Origin of the sequence: Enterobacter sp. MGH 16 (assembly GCF_000493175.1) — a bacterium.
Taxonomy (GTDB): Bacteria; Pseudomonadota; Gammaproteobacteria; order Enterobacterales; family Enterobacteriaceae; genus Enterobacter; species Enterobacter roggenkampii.
This window is the reverse complement of sequence record NZ_KI535695.1, coordinates 3,612,299-3,627,386: the sequence shown is the minus strand read 5'-3', so window position 1 is coordinate 3,627,386 and position 15,088 is coordinate 3,612,299. Positions and strand designations below refer to the sequence as shown.

General features: G+C 56.1%; 15 protein-coding genes. 6 read left to right on the top strand and 9 right to left on the bottom strand.

Annotated features, from left to right (window positions below):
* Positions 1–71 precede the first annotated feature (71 nt).
* Positions 72–830, top strand: coding sequence for an SDR family NAD(P)-dependent oxidoreductase (locus L362_RS05790; RefSeq protein ID WP_008503126.1), 759 nt, complete (start codon positions 72–74; stop codon positions 828–830).
* Between the two features lie 154 nt (positions 831–984).
* A complete protein-coding gene (locus tag L362_RS05795) occupies positions 985–1,587 on the top strand; it encodes a response regulator transcription factor (protein WP_023294761.1) in 603 nt (200 codons plus the stop codon).
* On the opposite strand, the gene L362_RS05800 is transcribed toward L362_RS05795, so the two are convergent.
* Positions 1,566–1,904, bottom strand: coding sequence for a lysozyme (locus tag L362_RS05800; RefSeq protein WP_008503124.1), 339 nt, complete (start codon positions 1,902–1,904; stop codon positions 1,566–1,568). The genes L362_RS05795 and L362_RS05800 overlap by 22 nt on opposite strands.
* A 71-nt stretch (positions 1,905–1,975) precedes the next feature.
* On the bottom strand, positions 1,976–2,515 hold the full coding sequence (locus tag L362_RS05805; RefSeq protein WP_023345066.1) for a GNAT family N-acetyltransferase: 540 nt from the start codon (positions 2,513–2,515) through the stop codon (positions 1,976–1,978).
* A gap of 147 nt (positions 2,516–2,662) precedes the next feature.
* Here L362_RS05805 and L362_RS05810 point away from each other — a divergent pair, with 147 nt between their 5' ends.
* A complete protein-coding gene (locus tag L362_RS05810; RefSeq protein ID WP_008503122.1) occupies positions 2,663–4,252 on the top strand; it encodes an STY4199 family HEPN domain-containing protein in 1,590 nt (529 codons plus the stop codon).
* A gap of 59 nt (positions 4,253–4,311) precedes the next feature.
* Here L362_RS05810 and L362_RS05815 read toward each other — a convergent pair whose 3' ends face one another.
* From L362_RS05815 to L362_RS05825, 3 genes are all read right to left on the bottom strand, one after another.
* Positions 4,312–5,961 carry an alpha,alpha-trehalase gene (locus L362_RS05815; protein ID WP_021242149.1) on the bottom strand — a complete coding sequence of 550 codons (1,650 nt, stop codon included), beginning with the start codon at positions 5,959–5,961 and terminating at the stop codon, positions 4,312–4,314.
* A gap of 183 nt (positions 5,962–6,144) precedes the next feature.
* Complete coding sequence (gorA, locus tag L362_RS05820) at positions 6,145–7,497, bottom strand: glutathione-disulfide reductase (RefSeq protein WP_023345065.1); 1,353 nt, start codon at positions 7,495–7,497, stop codon at positions 6,145–6,147.
* A gap of 71 nt (positions 7,498–7,568) precedes the next feature.
* A complete protein-coding gene (locus L362_RS05825; protein ID WP_021242151.1) occupies positions 7,569–8,411 on the bottom strand; it encodes a 23S rRNA (adenine(2030)-N(6))-methyltransferase RlmJ in 843 nt (280 codons plus the stop codon).
* Positions 8,412–8,618: 207 nt separating this feature from the next.
* On the opposite strand from L362_RS05825, the gene prlC reads away from it, so the two are divergent.
* Entirely contained in the window at positions 8,619–10,661 is a 2,043-nt protein-coding gene (prlC, locus tag L362_RS05830) for an oligopeptidase A (protein ID WP_021242152.1), read from the top strand.
* Between the two features lie 7 nt (positions 10,662–10,668).
* Complete coding sequence (gene rsmJ, locus L362_RS05835) at positions 10,669–11,421, top strand: 16S rRNA (guanine(1516)-N(2))-methyltransferase RsmJ (RefSeq protein ID WP_023345064.1); 753 nt, start codon at positions 10,669–10,671, stop codon at positions 11,419–11,421.
* 92 nt (positions 11,422–11,513) lie between these two features.
* Here the strand turns inward: rsmJ and uspA are convergent, their stop codons facing one another.
* Positions 11,514–11,951, bottom strand: coding sequence for a universal stress protein UspA (uspA, locus tag L362_RS05840; protein WP_003861223.1), 438 nt, complete (start codon positions 11,949–11,951; stop codon positions 11,514–11,516).
* A gap of 283 nt (positions 11,952–12,234) precedes the next feature.
* Between uspA and uspB the strand changes: the two genes are divergently transcribed.
* Positions 12,235–12,570: a universal stress protein UspB gene (gene uspB, locus L362_RS05845; protein ID WP_003861224.1), complete on the top strand. Its 336-nt coding sequence runs from the start codon at positions 12,235–12,237 to the stop codon at positions 12,568–12,570.
* A gap of 43 nt (positions 12,571–12,613) precedes the next feature.
* On the opposite strand, the gene L362_RS05850 is transcribed toward uspB, so the two are convergent.
* The 3 genes from L362_RS05850 to pitA form a co-directional block, all read right to left on the bottom strand.
* Positions 12,614–13,021 (bottom strand): hypothetical protein, encoded by a 408-nt coding sequence (locus L362_RS05850; protein WP_023345063.1) that lies wholly within the window; start codon positions 13,019–13,021, stop codon positions 12,614–12,616.
* The gene (locus L362_RS05855) at positions 12,999–13,388 is read right to left on the bottom strand and encodes a polymorphic toxin type 44 domain-containing protein (protein WP_032637895.1); all 390 of its coding nucleotides are present in this window, start codon (positions 13,386–13,388) and stop codon (positions 12,999–13,001) included. The genes L362_RS05850 and L362_RS05855 overlap by 23 nt, the downstream gene beginning before the upstream one ends.
* A gap of 174 nt (positions 13,389–13,562) precedes the next feature.
* Positions 13,563–15,062, bottom strand: coding sequence for an inorganic phosphate transporter PitA (gene pitA / locus L362_RS05860; protein ID WP_008503116.1), 1,500 nt, complete (start codon positions 15,060–15,062; stop codon positions 13,563–13,565).
* Between the last annotated feature and the right edge of the window lie 26 nt (positions 15,063–15,088).

Sequence of the window (15,088 nt, the reverse complement as noted above, 5' to 3'; positions counted from 1 at the left end):
CATCTTTATTGATTTTCTATCACCTAATAAGCTCTTACTCAATCTCCATAACAGCCAAAACGAGGTTTATGATGACTGAACGTATCGCATTAGTGACGGGTGGTAGCCGTGGTTTGGGTAAAAACGCTGCCTTAAAGCTGGCGGCAGACGGCACGGGAATTGTGCTGACCTACAACCGCAGCCAGCAGGAAGCGCTGGACGTTGTGCATGAAATTCAGGAAAAAGGCGTCAACGCGGCGGCATTGCAGCTCAACGTCGGGGATATCACGAGCTTTGAGCATTTTGCCCAACAGCTTCAGGAAACCCTTAAGAGCGTCTGGCAGCGTGAAACGTTTGACTATTTATTGAACAATGCCGGGACGGGTTTATATGCGCCTTATACCGACACGACGGAAGCCCAGTTTGACGAGGCGCTGAACGTTCATTTCAAAGGACCTTTCTTCCTGACGCAGCGCCTGCTGCCGCTGCTTAACGACGGCGGACGGATCCTCAACGTCTCCAGCGGGCTGGCCCGTTTTACCCAGCCGGGATCGGCGACTTACGCGGCGATGAAAGGAGCAATGGAAGTGTTGACGCGTTATCAGGCGAAAGAGCTGGGCGCGCGCGGCATCTCCGTCAATATCATTGCGCCTGGCGCGATAGAAACCGACTTTGGCGGCGGACACGTGCGCGACAACGCGGAGCTCAACCAGATGCTGGCGTCCCAGACGGCGCTGGGACGGGTGGGGCTGCCTGACGATATCGGCGATGCCATTGCGGCACTGCTCAGCGACAAACTGGGCTGGATGAATGCGCAACGTATTGAAGTATCAGGCGGTATGTTCCTGTGAGGTATGCGCTTGAGTAAATCCTTAAAATAAATGTGTCTAAATACTGACAGATATAAAGAACCCCGGGGATTTGTAACGTATCCATTCGTTGAGTTTTTTCTTAAATAATGCCTCTGTAGAATCCCCCTTCGCTATTCTCAGAGGGGAAAAAACGATGCGAGTAATCATGTTTGACAGGCAGTCACTCTTTATTCACGGAGCGATACACAGTCTTCAGAGGTTGATTCCGGAAATAAATATAACTGGGACCTGTCAGGCAGAAGATTTATGGACTCAGATTTCTGCTTCACCGTCGGCTATCGTCATGATTGATGGGAATTTAATTCAGGACGAAGGGAGCACTTTGCTGGAAGCGATCCTGCATCGCTTTCCGGCAATACGTGTGATTCTCATTTTGGCGAAAAAAGAGGCCAAATGTGCTGAGCAGCTGCGGCAGCGAAACGTCATGGCCATTGTTCCCCGAAACGCCAATCCCGAACGGTTTTCCGCCGTACTGGATTCGGTATCCAGAGGGATGGTCTGTTTTCCCGGAGAGTGGGTCAGAGAGCCGACGTCGCCTCAGGCATTATTATCCTTGAGCGAGCGCCAGCGCGAAGTCTTGAAATTGCTGGCGGCGGGGGAGTCGAATAAAGAGATTGGCCGCAATCTGAACATCAGTGCGGCCACGGTAAAAGCGCACCTCGAGGCACTTTTCCGGCGGCTGGACGTGAAAAACAGAACGCAGGCAGCCATGTATTATACCCGGGCGACGGCCTGAAAAAGCGCGTTTGGGAGCGACGTTATCTCTCCGAAACTGAATATCATCATCACCAGCGCATCATGCTGCTGTTGGGTTAATGGACGTGTCATATTTTCCCGCAGCAGCGCTTCACACAACCGGATATCTTCGCGCAACAAAGTCTCAGCCTCCAGAGGTGTGACAGGGCCGTGAAAATGCTCCTGATCGCGGATAACGTGGCCATAGCCGATAACCCATAATCCTTTTTCGTCACGATATTTTTCCAGAGAAAGACCCTGATGTTTCTTTATTAACGCGATGGCGGCAGAAGATATTTTCAGCGCATGCTCTTTCATATTCATTTCCTCTTAATGGCGACACTGTAGAGGAAATGAGGTACGAGAAATATCCGCCAAATGGCTATTGATCAGGGATTGTTATTCAGATATTCCTGCCGCAATAAACCAAATAACCAGTCATTATGCCAACGTCCCGCAAGGTAATAGCTCTCGCGTAATTCGCCCTTCAGGCAAAAGCGGGCTTTTTCCAGCAGACGTCGTGAGGCGACATTCCCGGCGGTGACGGTGGCGGTAAGTCGACGTATACCGCCCTGATGAAAAGCGTAATCGCAAAGCGCTTTCAGGGATTCAAAGCCGTAACCTTTCCCCTGCGCCTCGGGAGCGAAAAGAAAACCGACCTCAGCGCAATCCTCCTCCCGATGAATATACCCGGTGACGCCCAACGGAGCCCTGGAAGCGGCGTCACGCACGGCGAGGCACAGCCAGTGCGCGCTCCCTGGCGTCCAGGGCGTCAGGCGCGAATCAAACGCCTCGCGGATCGCCGCGACGGGGCGGTCTTCCGCCACAAAGCGCATGACGTCGGGATGCTGCTGTAGCGCCAGAAAAAAGGGCCAGTCTTCTTCTTGTAAAGGCGAGCAGTTCAGGCGAGGGGTAATTAAAACCGGCATTCAGATTCTCCTGAAACATTTTAAATGATTTTAGGGTTGTCACTTTATTTCAACAGAAAGTCAGGTATGGTTAACCGCGTATAAATAAAAAGAAAAAAGGCCGTTACGTGCCAATCCGGATGTCTTCGTTGTCGCTTAAGGAAAACAATGACTCTCAGCACATCACATCATATTCGCGAACAGTTCGAACACTGTCTGGCGGTCATTCGCCATGCGTCGGTGGAAATTTTGCTTCTTCTGAATGTACATGCTTCTGAGGGCAAAGATCCACGCTGGTTTCTGGAACAACTGGACAGCGCGCGATTAGCCCTGGGCGGCTGGGGAGCCGTGGCGAAAAAACTCAACCTGAATGATGCCGAGATGTCGGAATTTACGCTCCAGCTGCGCCTGCTGCAGCAGCGCGTGCCGCAGTATGAAAGCGGACAGGATGTGAGTGAAAACCAGCTGATTGCGGCGATGCGCTTTGTCACCGCGCTGGAGCACCTTCGCCTGCAGCAGCCGCTGTTAACCTACAGCACGGAGCTGGCTCCGGGCAGCGAACTCCAGCAGCAGCAGGCGCATAAGCAGGTGCGGGCGATAGAGCTCATGATAAAAGGGCTCATCCAGCAGGCCTGGCCCGATCAGGTAAGGCTGAATAACCATCTCAAGACTTTGTTTAACGCCGATCGCGTACGGCGCTGGCTGAAGTTGGGCGAAATCAACGATGTCCTGAGCGGCATGATGTTCAGCGAACTGGCGCAAATGCTGGTGGATAAAAAAGAGTTCAGCCGCTATTACGCTTCGCTGTTCAGCGACCCGTCCATGCTGACGCTGCTGGTTGAACCGCGTAAAACGCTGCAAACCTTCCTCGATGACATTCGGCAAATTCGCAACAACATCACCGTCCAGAAAACGTTAAGCTCGGCGCAAATCCAGCTGCTGGATAACTACTACGCGCAGATCGCGCGGCCCGTTCAACGCGCGTTTGAAGAGGGGAGAACGCGCGTCAATCCGGCGGGATTCATGGCGGTAGATGCCAGCGAACTGCATACCTTCTGGGAAAAGGCGCAGAAAATGGATCGGGTCACCGGTGGGGATCTGTTTGAAGTCCGTGACACCATTGAAAAGCCGACCCAGCGCGCGCCGCGCACCCCCGAACAACGCGAGCAGCTTATTTCCGGTGCGTTATGGGGGGCGGTTGGCGTTATGGTGATTGCCATCGTGGCGGGAGGCTTCTGGCTGGTGACCAGCAGTAAACCGCAGCCTGCGGCCGTCAGCGCGGCTGAAGCGGCGCCGCCACAGGAAATGCGTGAGACGCCTTCCTCGCGCGAAACGCTCACGCGCATGGGAGTGACCTGGGACGAGAATAATTTCCGCTCGGCCATTAACCGCAACGACACCCGCGTGACCCAGCTCTTTTTGCAGGGCGGTATGGACTGGAAGCTGTCCTGGACCGAAGAGGCGATGTCTGCAGGCTATGACGACGTGCTGGAGCTGATGCTACGCTACCGGCAAAACATGGTGGAGGAGAAGCCGTGTCGGCGCTTCATCAACACGCTCAGCCACGCGATGTCGAACGGCGAGTCTCTGACCTCGGTACGTAAAGAGTACCTCAAAGCTTTCTGCACCGTGCCAGCGGTGGTGAAACGCCAGCAGCACGATCTCGACATGGCCACACGCCGTGCGAAGTCACAGCCGGATGCCACCACCAAAAAATGGCAGTCTATTCAGAGCGCCATTTATGAGGTGATTCGCTGATCTCTCCTCCCTCTCCCCGTGGGAGAGGGCCGGGGTGAGGGCACCAGACCGCACCCTATTCAAGGCTCCCCATACAACCCAATCAGCCGCCGCACCACGCCGTTCGTCCAGCCGAAACCATCCTGCAGCGGATACTCACCCCCGCCCCCTTCGCGCGGCGTGCTGCTGGCGATGTGGTACTTCTCAATCAGCTTATGATGCGTCTGATAAAAATGGTTCACCGTATGCAGCCAGCTCCAGGCGATTTCATCCCCCAGCGAGTCGTTGCCGTACTGCTTGAACCCCTGGATCGCCATCCACTGCAGCGGCGCCCAGCCGTTGGGTTTATCCCACTGCTCGCCGGTTTCGTACTCGGTCGCCAGAATCCCGCCCGGCGTCAGCAGTCGCGCCTTGACCGCATCAGACAGGCGCTCGGCCTGCTCATGGGTCGCCATGCCGACATACAGCGGCACAATGCTGGCGGCAGAAAACAGCGCCAGCTCTTCGCGTCGCCAGTCGTAATCGCGGTAACAGCCGCTCTCCTCGTCCCACAGATAGCGGTTCACCGCCTCGCGGCGATCGCTGGCTTTCTGGCGGAACAGGTCGGCCGTCTCTTTATCCCCTTTCGACGCCGAGATGTTGGCAATGGCGCTTTCCAGCTTGAACAGGAAGGCGTTCAGGTCGATGGGGATAAACTGCGTCGTGCGGATGCTGGCGAGCCGCGACGGATCGCGCAGCCAGCGGGAGGAATAGTCCCAGCCGGACGCCGCCCCGGCGCGCAGGTCGCGATACACCTCGTTTGGCGGACGGCCCGAATGGCGGGCAGTTTCCACGTCCTCAATCCACGATTCATCGCGCGGGGTATCACGGTCATCCCAGTAGCGGTTGAGCAACGAGCCGTCCGGCATACGCACGGCGCTGCGGTAGGCCTGGTTAAGCAGGAGCGACTCCGCGCCGTCCATCCAGAAGGCGTACTCCATTTTGAGGTGTTCCAGATAGCGTTTCGCACCGCGCACGCCGTCCTCCTCAAACAGCTCCACCATCAGCGCAAAGACCGGCGGCTGGGAGCGGCTGAGATAATAGGTACGGTTGCCGTTGGGAATATGCCCGTAGCGTTCAATCAGCCAGGCGAAGTTATCCGCCATACATTTCAGCAGATCGTTACGACCGCTCTCCGCCAGCCCCAGCATGGAGAAATAGGAATCCCAGTAGTAGGTCTCGCTGAATCGTCCGCCGGGAACGATATAGGCTTGGGGCAGCGCCAGCAGGGAAGACCAGGGAATATGATCCTGCGGCTCGCGCGTCAGCACCGGCCACAGGCTGTCAATGTGCTCTTTGAGGGACAGACCGGGGTCGGAGACATATTCCGTACTGTAGGTCTCCGGCAGCCAGAAGTGGTTTTCCACAAACTGGCGCAGGTCGAAATCCCGGTGGCGTCTGACCTTGCGGTAGCGGATCAGGATATCCAGCGGATCCATCTTCGGTGCGCAGTCGGGAAAGGTTTTGCTGTCCGTGAACAGGCGCGAGGACTGCACGTGCTCAAACAGTTCAAGATAGCGGTCTGCGGGCGTCAGTGCATCGGAGGCGGGTAGCCCCTCGATCATCTCGGGTTCCGGCTCCGCCTCAATCATTTCATCCAGTTTCAACTCGCAGGGATCGGTCTCGTAGCGCAGCTCTTCTGCAATCTCGAATTCGATGTTCTCGGTAGCCTGTAGTTTCTGGTTGAACATGGTGATAGGGACCTCCGGTTGTGTGTTCAAAAGACAGGTTTATCCGGGCGTCTTATAAGCGTAGACATTCGCTTCGGTAGATGTGGAGGGATATGTGCGGTAGATCACTCTTTTCGGAGCATTCGTTTTGCAACGATTTATGAATGTGAATAAAAAAAGCCCCTCCGGAGAGGGGCTTATGCATTAACGCATGGTGACAAACTCTTCGGCGGCCGTTGGGTGGATCGCCACGGTGTTGTCGAAGTCTTTCTTGGTCGCGCCCATCTTCAGCGCTACCGCAAAGCCCTGCAGGATCTCATCCATGCCGAAGCCGATGCCGTGAATACCGACAATCTTCTCTTCCGGGCCGACGCAGACCAGCTTCATGCGGCACGGCTGGCGGTGGGAGGTAACGGCGGTATACATCGCGGTGAACGCGGATTTATACACTTTCACCTGGTCGTCGCCATACTGCTCGCGCGCCTGCGGCTCGGTTAAGCCGACGGTGCCGATTGGCGGGTGGCTGAAGACCACGGTCGGGATGTTGCTGTAGTCCAGATGCTCGTCCGGCTTGTTATTGAACAGGCGCTCGGAGAGACGGCGGCCCGCCGCAACGGCAACCGGGGTCAGCTCAACCGCACCGGTATTGTCGCCGACCGCGTAAATGCCCGGTACGCTGGTGTTCTGGAATTTATCGACGACGATATAGCCTTTTTCGTCGGTTTTCACGCCGGTCACGCCCAGGTTGAAATTATCGTTCGCCGGTTCACGGCCAATCGCCCAGATCAGGCAATCGACGGTCTGGCTGCGGCCATCCTCCAGCTCCAGGGTCAGGCTGCCGTCTGCATTTTTCACGACCGCTTTTGGCACGGCGTTGGTGTGCAGGGTTGGGCCTTCGGTGTTCATCACTTCAACCAGCGTATCAACGATCAGCGGATCGAAGCTGCGCAGCGGCGCGTGTTTACGCACGAACAGGTGCGCTTCGGCACCCAGACCGTTAATCACGCCAGCCAGCTCCACCGCGATGTAACCCGCGCCCACCACGGCAACGCGTTTTGGCAGGGCAGGCAGTTCGAAGAAACCGTCGGAGTCGATGCCGTATTCCACGCCCGGGATGTTCGGGTGGCTCGGACGGCCGCCGGTGGCGATCAGGATGTGATCGGCGGTGATCGTCTCACCGTTTACTTCGATCGTTTTCGCATCAACGAAGCGAGCGAAACCGTGGATAACGTCGACGTTATTTTTGCCCAGCACGTTGTCGTAGGAGGTGTGAATACGATCGATGTAGGCGGTACGGCTGGCGATCAGTTTGTCCCAGTCGAAGTGGTTGATGGTGGTGTCAAAGCCGTAGTCCGGGCCATACATATGGATAGCTTCACGGATTTGCGCCGCATGCCACATCACCTTTTTCGGTACACAACCCACGTTCACGCAGGTGCCGCCCAGCGCTTTGGCTTCAATCAGCGCACACTTCTGGCCGTACATGGCCGCGCGGTTGATGGAGGCGATGCCGCCGCTGCCACCGCCGATGGCGATGTAGTCATAATGCTTAGTCATAGCTTTTGTCCTTAATCGTGAATTGCCGCGATTGTATACCTGAAATCAATAGTTTCCACCGATGGCTGCGATTACTCCGGCACGATCCAACTGACGGAGGTATGACCCGTACCGGCTGGCACCAGCGTTTTGTGCAGCCACGGCAGCACGTTGTTCATCTGCGCTTCGAGCTTCCACGGCGGGTTAATGACGATCATGCCCGAGGCGGTCATGCCGCGCTGGTCGCTGTCCGGACGCACGGCCAGCTCGATCTGCAGGATTTTGCGGATGCCGGTGGCTTCCAGGTCTTTGATCATGCGCTTGATTTGCGCGCGCAGCACCACCGGATACCACAGGGCGTATGTCCCGGTGGCGAAGCGTTTGTAGCCTTCGTGAATACCCGTCACCACCGCCTGATAGTCGGTTTTGATTTCGTACGGCGGGTCGATCAGTATCAGGCCACGACGGGAAACCGGCGGCAGCTTGGCTTTCAGCTGCTGATAGCCGTCGGCTTTTTCCACGCGGGCGCGGCTGTCTTTCTGGAATTCAGAACGCAGCAGCGGGAAGTCGCTCGGATGCAGCTCGGTCAGCTGGATGCTGTCCTGCTCGCGCAGCAGCTGGCGGGCAATCAGCGGGGACCCCGGGTAGTAACGCAGCTGGCCGTTGCGGTTGAAGTGGTTCACCACGCCGATGTACGGCTCCAGCTCGGCAGGCAGGTCGTCCTGCTGCCAGATGCGGGCGATCCCTTCCAGATATTCACCGGTACGCTCGGCATGCTCGCCGCTCAGCTGATAACGGCCCGCGCCCGCGTGGGTGTCCAGATAGAGAAACGGCTTTTCTTTCTCTTTGAGCGATTCGATGATCAGGCTCTGAACGGTGTGTTTAAGGACGTCGGCGTGGTTGCCTGCGTGGAAGCTGTGGCGATAACTGAGCATGGGTAATGATATTCCGCTGAATTGACGATTTGCCACAGTTTACAGCAGAACGGCGCAGATTACCCGCAGGCCCGGTAAGCGCAGCGCCACCGGGCTCTTTTCCGCCACGTCTGGCATTGAAATCCTCTACACTTAACCCCATTCTAGATCGCATATGCACAGCGCCGGATGCGCGCTTCATTCACCTCTTTCAACAGGACAGCGTTTATGACCAATCCATTACTGACGCCTTTTTCGTTGCCACCGTTTTCTAAAATCCTCCCCGAGCATGTGGTTCCAGCGGTTACACAATCGCTGGACAACTGCCGCGCGGCGGTAGAAAGCGTGGTCGCGCAGGGCGGGCCGTACACCTGGGAAAATCTGTGTCAGCCGCTGGCCGAAGTGGACGACGTGCTGGGGCGCATCTTCTCCCCGGTGAGCCACCTGAACTCGGTAAAAAACAGCCCGGAGCTGCGTGAAGCCTACGAGCAAACCCTGCCGCTGCTCTCTGAGTACAGCACCTGGGTCGGCCAGCACGAAGGGCTCTACAAAGCCTACCGCGACCTGCGCGACGGCGATCACTACGCCGAGCTGAATACCGCGCAGAAAAAATCGGTCGATAACGCCCTGCGTGATTTTGAGCTGTCCGGGATTGGCCTGCCAAAAGAGAAGCAGACCCGCTACGGTGAAATCGCCGCGCGCCTGTCCGAGCTGGGCAACCAGTACAGCAACAACGTGCTCGACGCCACCATGGGCTGGACGAAGCTGATCACCGACGAGGCTATGCTTTCCGGTATGCCGGAAAGCGCGCTGGCGGCGGCAAAAGCGCAGGCCGAAGCGAAAGAGCAGGACGGCTTCCTGCTAACCCTGGATATCCCGAGCTATCTGCCGGTGATGACCTACTGCGACAACCAGGCGCTTCGCGAAGAGATGTACCGCGCCTACAGCACCCGCGCTTCCGATCAGGGGCCGAATGCCGGTAAGTGGGACAACAGCCCGGTCATGGCGGAAATCCTCGCCCTGCGCCACGAGCTGGCCCAACTGCTGGGCTTTGAAAACTACGCCGACAAATCTCTCGCCACCAAAATGGCGGAAAACCCGCAGCAGGTGCTCGACTTCCTGACCGATCTGGCGAAACGCGCCCGTCCGCAGGGTGAAAAAGAGCTGGCCCAGCTGCGCGCCTTCGCGAAAGCGGAGTTCGGCGTGGACGAGCTGCAGCCGTGGGACATTGCTTACTACAGCGAAAAACAGAAGCAGCACCTCTACAGCATCAGCGACGAGCAGCTGCGCCCGTACTTCCCGGAAAACAAAGCCGTTAACGGCCTGTTTGAAGTGGTGAAGCGCATCTATGGCATCACTGCAAAAGAGCGTACCGATATCGACGTCTGGCATCCGGACGTGCGCTTCTTCGAGCTGTATGACGAGAAAAACGAACTGCGCGGCAGCTTCTACCTCGATCTCTACGCGCGTGAGAACAAGCGCGGCGGGGCGTGGATGGACGACTGCGTGGGCCAGATGCGTAAAGCAGACGGTTCCCTGCAGAAGCCGGTCGCCTACCTGACCTGTAACTTCAACCGTCCGGTGAACGGCAAACCTGCGCTCTTTACCCACGATGAAGTGATCACCCTGTTCCACGAGTTCGGTCACGGTCTGCACCATATGCTGACCCGCATCGAAACCGCAGGCGTCGCAGGCATCAGCGGTGTACCGTGGGATGCGGTCGAGCTGCCAAGCCAGTTTATGGAAAACTGGTGCTGGGAGCCGGACGCGCTGGCGTTTATCTCCGGCCACTACGAGACCGGTGAACCGCTGCCGAAAGAACTGCTGGATAAAATGCTGGCGGCGAAGAACTACCAGGCGGCGATGTTTATCCTGCGCCAGCTGGAGTTCGGCCTGTTCGACTTCCGCCTGCACGCCGAGTTCAGCCCGGAACAGGGGGCGAAAATCCTTGAAACCCTGGCGGAGATTAAAAAGCAGGTCGCGGTTATTCCAGGGCCAACCTGGGGCCGCTTCCCGCACGCGTTCAGCCACATCTTCGCAGGCGGCTATGCGGCGGGGTACTACAGCTACCTGTGGGCCGACGTGCTGGCGGCGGATGCCTTCTCTCGTTTCGAAGAAGAGGGGATTTTCAACCGCGAAACCGGCCAGTCGTTCCTCGACAACATCCTGACCCGCGGTGGTTCCGAAGAGCCAATGGTGCTGTTCAAACGCTTCCGTGGGCGCGAGCCGCAGCTGGACGCGATGCTTGAGCATTACGGGATCAAAGGCTGATTGTTACGTGAAGATCTGCTTAGTGGATGAAACAGGCGCCGGAGACGGCGCCTTATCTGTTCTGGCCGCCCGCTGGGGGCTGGAACATGATGAAGATAACCTGATGGCGCTGGTGATGACCACAGCGCATCTGGAGTTACGCAAGCGCGACGAACCGAAGCTCGGCGGGATTTTTGTCGATTTTGTCGGCGGGGCGATGGCGCACCGGCGCAAGTTCGGCGGCGGTCGCGGCGAAGCGGTGGCGAAAGCGGTTGGGATTAAAGGAAGCTATCTGCCGGACGTGGTGGATGCCACGGCGGGGCTGGGGCGCGATGCGTTTGTGCTGGCGTCTGTCGGCTGTCATGTGCGGATGCTGGAGCGTAATCCGGTGGTGGCCGCGTTGCTGGACGATGGTCTGACGCGTGGCTACGCGGACCCGGAAATCGGGCCGTGGTTGCAGGAACGATTGCAGCTGATCCATGCCTCGAGCCTGACGGCGCTGACCGATATCACCCCGCGCCCGCAGGTCGTCTATCTCGACCCGATGTTCCCGCACAAGCAGAAAAGCGCGCTGGTGAAGAAAGAGATGCGGGTGTTTCAGTCTCTGGTGGGGCCTGATCTGGATGCGGATGGCCTGCTGGAACCGGCTCGTCAGCTGGCGACGAAGCGGGTGGTGGTGAAGCGCCCTGACTATGCGCCGCCCCTGGCGGACGTTGCCACGACCAATGCGGTGACCACCAAAGGGCACCGGTTTGATATTTATTCGGGGACACCGGAATAAAAAAAGCCGGGTGGCGGCTTCGCCTTACCCGGCCTACATTTCGTGCCGCCTGTAGGCCCGGTAAGCGTTAGCGCCACCGGGCTTTTTTGCACTTACTCGTCTTCTTCGTCACGCAGCGGAACAATCAGCATATCCACGTGAACGGTATTAATCAGCTGGCGAGCGGAAGACATCAGCTTGCTCCAGAAGTCCTGATGGTGACCGCACACCACCAGATCCATGTCGTATTTCTTGATCGCATCAACCAATACCTGGCCCAGGTCGCCGCTGCCGCTCAGGGTTTCGGTAATCGGGTAGCCCGCGTTGGTGGAGAGCTCGCTCAGGGCGTGGTGCGTCTCTTCAGAGATGCGTTTTTGCATGTCGCCGAGATTGACGTCGATCAGACCGGTGTAAAGGTCGGAGTAATTCACATCAACGTGAATCAGCGAAACTTTCGCGTTGTAGGGACGTGCCATGGATACCGCTTTATCAACCAGCACTTTGCTCTCCGGGGAGAGGTCTACCGCGATGAGAATGTGTTTGTAAGCCATAGTGTTACTCCTTCCTTAAGTTATCGATGACTAAATGGGAAAGCCGTCGTCTGATGCTTTCATTACGGCCCAGTTAAACATATTTTTCAAGCTTTGGTGTTGATAACGATTAACCTTGTGGCAAAAAAATTAACGGATCTCCTACACTATTAAATGAGCCGTTCGGATATTAAAACGCGAACCGGATCGACTTTTGGTCATTCTTTCACTGAACTGTCTGTCAGGGCATTGGGGTGCGGTAGCTCAGAAGCCTTGCTTCGTGGGCGGACGCCGGGGAGGATGTATGATTAGCACCGTCGCATTGTTTTGGGCGTTATGCGTAGTTTGCATAGTGAATATGGCGCGCTACTTCTCATCGTTACGTGCGCTGTTAGTGGTACTTCGTGGTTGCGATCCGTTGCTTTATCAGTATGTGGACGGTGGAGGGTTCTTCACCTCGCATGGACAGCCCAGCAAACAGATGCGTCTGGTGGGATATATCTACTACCAGCGCTACCGCGATCATCACGATGAAGAATTTATCCGTCGCTGCGAGCGCCTGCGTCGTCAGTTCATTTTAACCAGCGCCCTGTGCGGGCTGGTCGTCGTCAGTATGATTGCATTGATGATTTGGCACTGATTACCACAGAAGGCGGGGTCAGCCCCGCCTTCTTTCCTCTGGTTCAGGGCTTCACTGAGAACCGCGGATTGGAGATATTGGTCTCAATCGAAGTAACCTTCCCGCTATAGGCGATGTTAACGTCTCCGTTTGTATCAATGCTGGCCGCAGTAATTGTACCCGTACCTTCAATGACAGGATGCTTCTTAGCCAACTGATGGATAATGTCGGTGTCTTTCCCTGTTATCTTTTCCGAGAGATAGTAACGGTAGATTGTGGGTACGGTTGCGTCACCCTGATTGTTCACGGTCATATAGAGCCAGACGCTGTCAGATAATTTATAAACGTGTTGTAATTCATCGCTCTCTTGCCGGTTGGGCTGGTGGTTGAGCCACAAAAATCCAATGACCAGCGCCAGAAGCGAAACGGTAACAAGGCGATGAATCCATTTAGTAGCCGTTTTGAATGGCATACTCTATTCCTTCTCTGATATTGCGTTGGTCCGTTGGATCGTCCCCGTAAGGCGGCTTTTCGTGCCATTTTCCCCATTCAGGTTTTGACGTGCCAGCGCGGCCTTGAGCCCAGCCAGCACCCATAAGCAGGATGTTTGCAGGAATTCCTGCTGCAGTCCCGGCGGCTCCGAAGTTGAAATTTCCAAATGCAGCAAAATAAGGGTCGAATTTCTTGTAATCCCAGGGACCACCATTTCGTACTTTTTGGTAGAACCAGTAATACGTTGAAGGCGTGGCCATATTACGCGACATGCCATGAAGGCGTGCTTCACGCATGTTGTTTGCTATAACCATTGAACCTGGTCCTGAAAGAGGGACAGAAGCCATACATTCTCCTTTGTCTGGTTTTTCTTCCGATCGCCATCATAGTATTACCTGCGCAATTTCGTTGGGCAAAAAATGTTCAGGAAATCCTGATGTTATACACTTTCCGATTGCAACTAACAGCCATAAAAAAAGCGGGTCAGTTTCCTGACCCGCTTTTTTGTCGCCTTTAACCGATTAAATCAGCTTCAGCGAAATCCAGTACAGCCCGCCAGACAGCAGGATGGACGCCGGAAGGGTGAACACCCAGGCCATCAGAATGTTGGTCACGGTTTTGCGCTGCAGGCCGCCACCGTCAACAATCATGGTACCTGCCACGGACGAGGAGAGTACGTGGGTGGTGGATACCGGCATACCGGTGTAGCTCGCCAGACCGATAGACACTGCCGCCGTCATCTGCGCGGACATACCCTGCGCATAGGTCATGCCTTTCTTACCGATCTTCTCGCCGATGGTGGTCGCCACACGGCGCCAGCCAATCATCGTACCGATACCGAGTGCCAGCGCGACCGCCATGATGATCCAGATTGGCGCGTACTCGATGGTGTTGAGCATATCGCCTTTCAGTTTCTTCAGGAGACGCTGGTCGTCAGCATTCACGTCTGGCAGCTTCGCCACTTTATCCGTCACATCAGAGATGCACAGCATAATGCGACGCAGCTGACCACGCTGCTCAACGGTCAGTTTGTCATAACTTTCGATATTGCCCAGCATGCCTTTGGCACGTTCCAGCGCGTTAATCGCGTTAGCCGGATGGCAGTGGAATTCGCCAGGTGCAGTCGTGGCACCGGCTTCCGGAGACGGGATTAACTGGTCAACGCCGGTCGCTTTTTTCAGCAGCTCAGGGTGCTGCTGGAAATAAGTTTCAACGTTGTTGACCGCATCGCGGGTACGGGTGATTTCGTAGCCGGAGGCGTTCATGTTAACCACGAAGCCTGCCGGAGCAACACCGATCAGTACCAGCATCACCAGACCAATGCCTTTCTGACCATCGTTCGCGCCGTGTGAGAAAGCCACACCGATAGCGGAAATGATCAGGGCAATACGCGTCCAGAATGGCGGCTTTTTCTTGCCGTCTTTCTTTTCACGCTCTGCCGGCGTCAGGTGAATACGGGAGCGTTTTTTGGTATTGCTCCAGTAACGACGCAGGATGAAGATCAGCCCGCCCGCCACCACCAGACCCACGATAGGGGAGACGATGAGAGAGGCAAAGATCCCCAGTACTTTCGGAATATTTAACGCATCAACAACCGATGTACCGGTCATGAGGGCGTTGGTTAACCCGATACCGATAATCGCGCCGATGAGGGTGTGAGAACTGGATGCAGGCAGGCCGAAATACCAGGTACCGAGGTTCCAGATAATTGCAGCAAGCAGCATTGAGAACACCATAGCGAGGCCATGGCCAGAACTTACGTTAAGCAGCAGATCTGTTGGCAGCATATGCACAATCGCATACGCAACGCTCAGTCCGCCCAGGAGGACACCAAAAAAGTTAAATACCGCCGCCATAACAACCGCAAGCTGCGATCGCATTGCGCGAGTGTAGATAACCGTCGCTACTGCGTTTGCAGTGTCGTGGAAGCCGTTGATCGCTTCGTAAAACAGTACAAAAACCAGAGCAAGCAAGAGTAAAAGCCCGGTATGTAAATCCAGGCCGGCAAACAAATGTAGCATAGGACGTTACGCCATTTTGAGGACAT

Coding starts and splice junctions, on each gene's coding strand:
- L362_RS05790 (WP_008503126.1), top strand. CDS start 72: ATGACTGAACGTATCGCATTAGTGACGGGTGGTAGCCGTGGTTTGGGT.
- L362_RS05795 (WP_023294761.1), top strand. CDS start 985: ATGCGAGTAATCATGTTTGACAGGCAGTCACTCTTTATTCACGGAGCG.
- L362_RS05800 (WP_008503124.1), bottom strand. CDS start 1,904: ATGAAAGAGCATGCGCTGAAAATATCTTCTGCCGCCATCGCGTTAATA.
- L362_RS05805 (WP_023345066.1), bottom strand. CDS start 2,515: ATGCCGGTTTTAATTACCCCTCGCCTGAACTGCTCGCCTTTACAAGAA.
- L362_RS05810 (WP_008503122.1), top strand. CDS start 2,663: ATGACTCTCAGCACATCACATCATATTCGCGAACAGTTCGAACACTGT.
- L362_RS05815 (WP_021242149.1), bottom strand. CDS start 5,961: ATGTTCAACCAGAAACTACAGGCTACCGAGAACATCGAATTCGAGATT.
- gorA (WP_023345065.1), bottom strand. CDS start 7,497: ATGACTAAGCATTATGACTACATCGCCATCGGCGGTGGCAGCGGCGGC.
- L362_RS05825 (WP_021242151.1), bottom strand. CDS start 8,411: ATGCTCAGTTATCGCCACAGCTTCCACGCAGGCAACCACGCCGACGTC.
- prlC (WP_021242152.1), top strand. CDS start 8,619: ATGACCAATCCATTACTGACGCCTTTTTCGTTGCCACCGTTTTCTAAA.
- uspA (WP_003861223.1), bottom strand. CDS start 11,951: ATGGCTTACAAACACATTCTCATCGCGGTAGACCTCTCCCCGGAGAGC.
- uspB (WP_003861224.1), top strand. CDS start 12,235: ATGATTAGCACCGTCGCATTGTTTTGGGCGTTATGCGTAGTTTGCATA.
- L362_RS05850 (WP_023345063.1), bottom strand. CDS start 13,021: ATGCCATTCAAAACGGCTACTAAATGGATTCATCGCCTTGTTACCGTT.
- L362_RS05855 (WP_032637895.1), bottom strand. CDS start 13,388: ATGGCTTCTGTCCCTCTTTCAGGACCAGGTTCAATGGTTATAGCAAAC.
- pitA (WP_008503116.1), bottom strand. CDS start 15,062: ATGCTACATTTGTTTGCCGGCCTGGATTTACATACCGGGCTTTTACTC.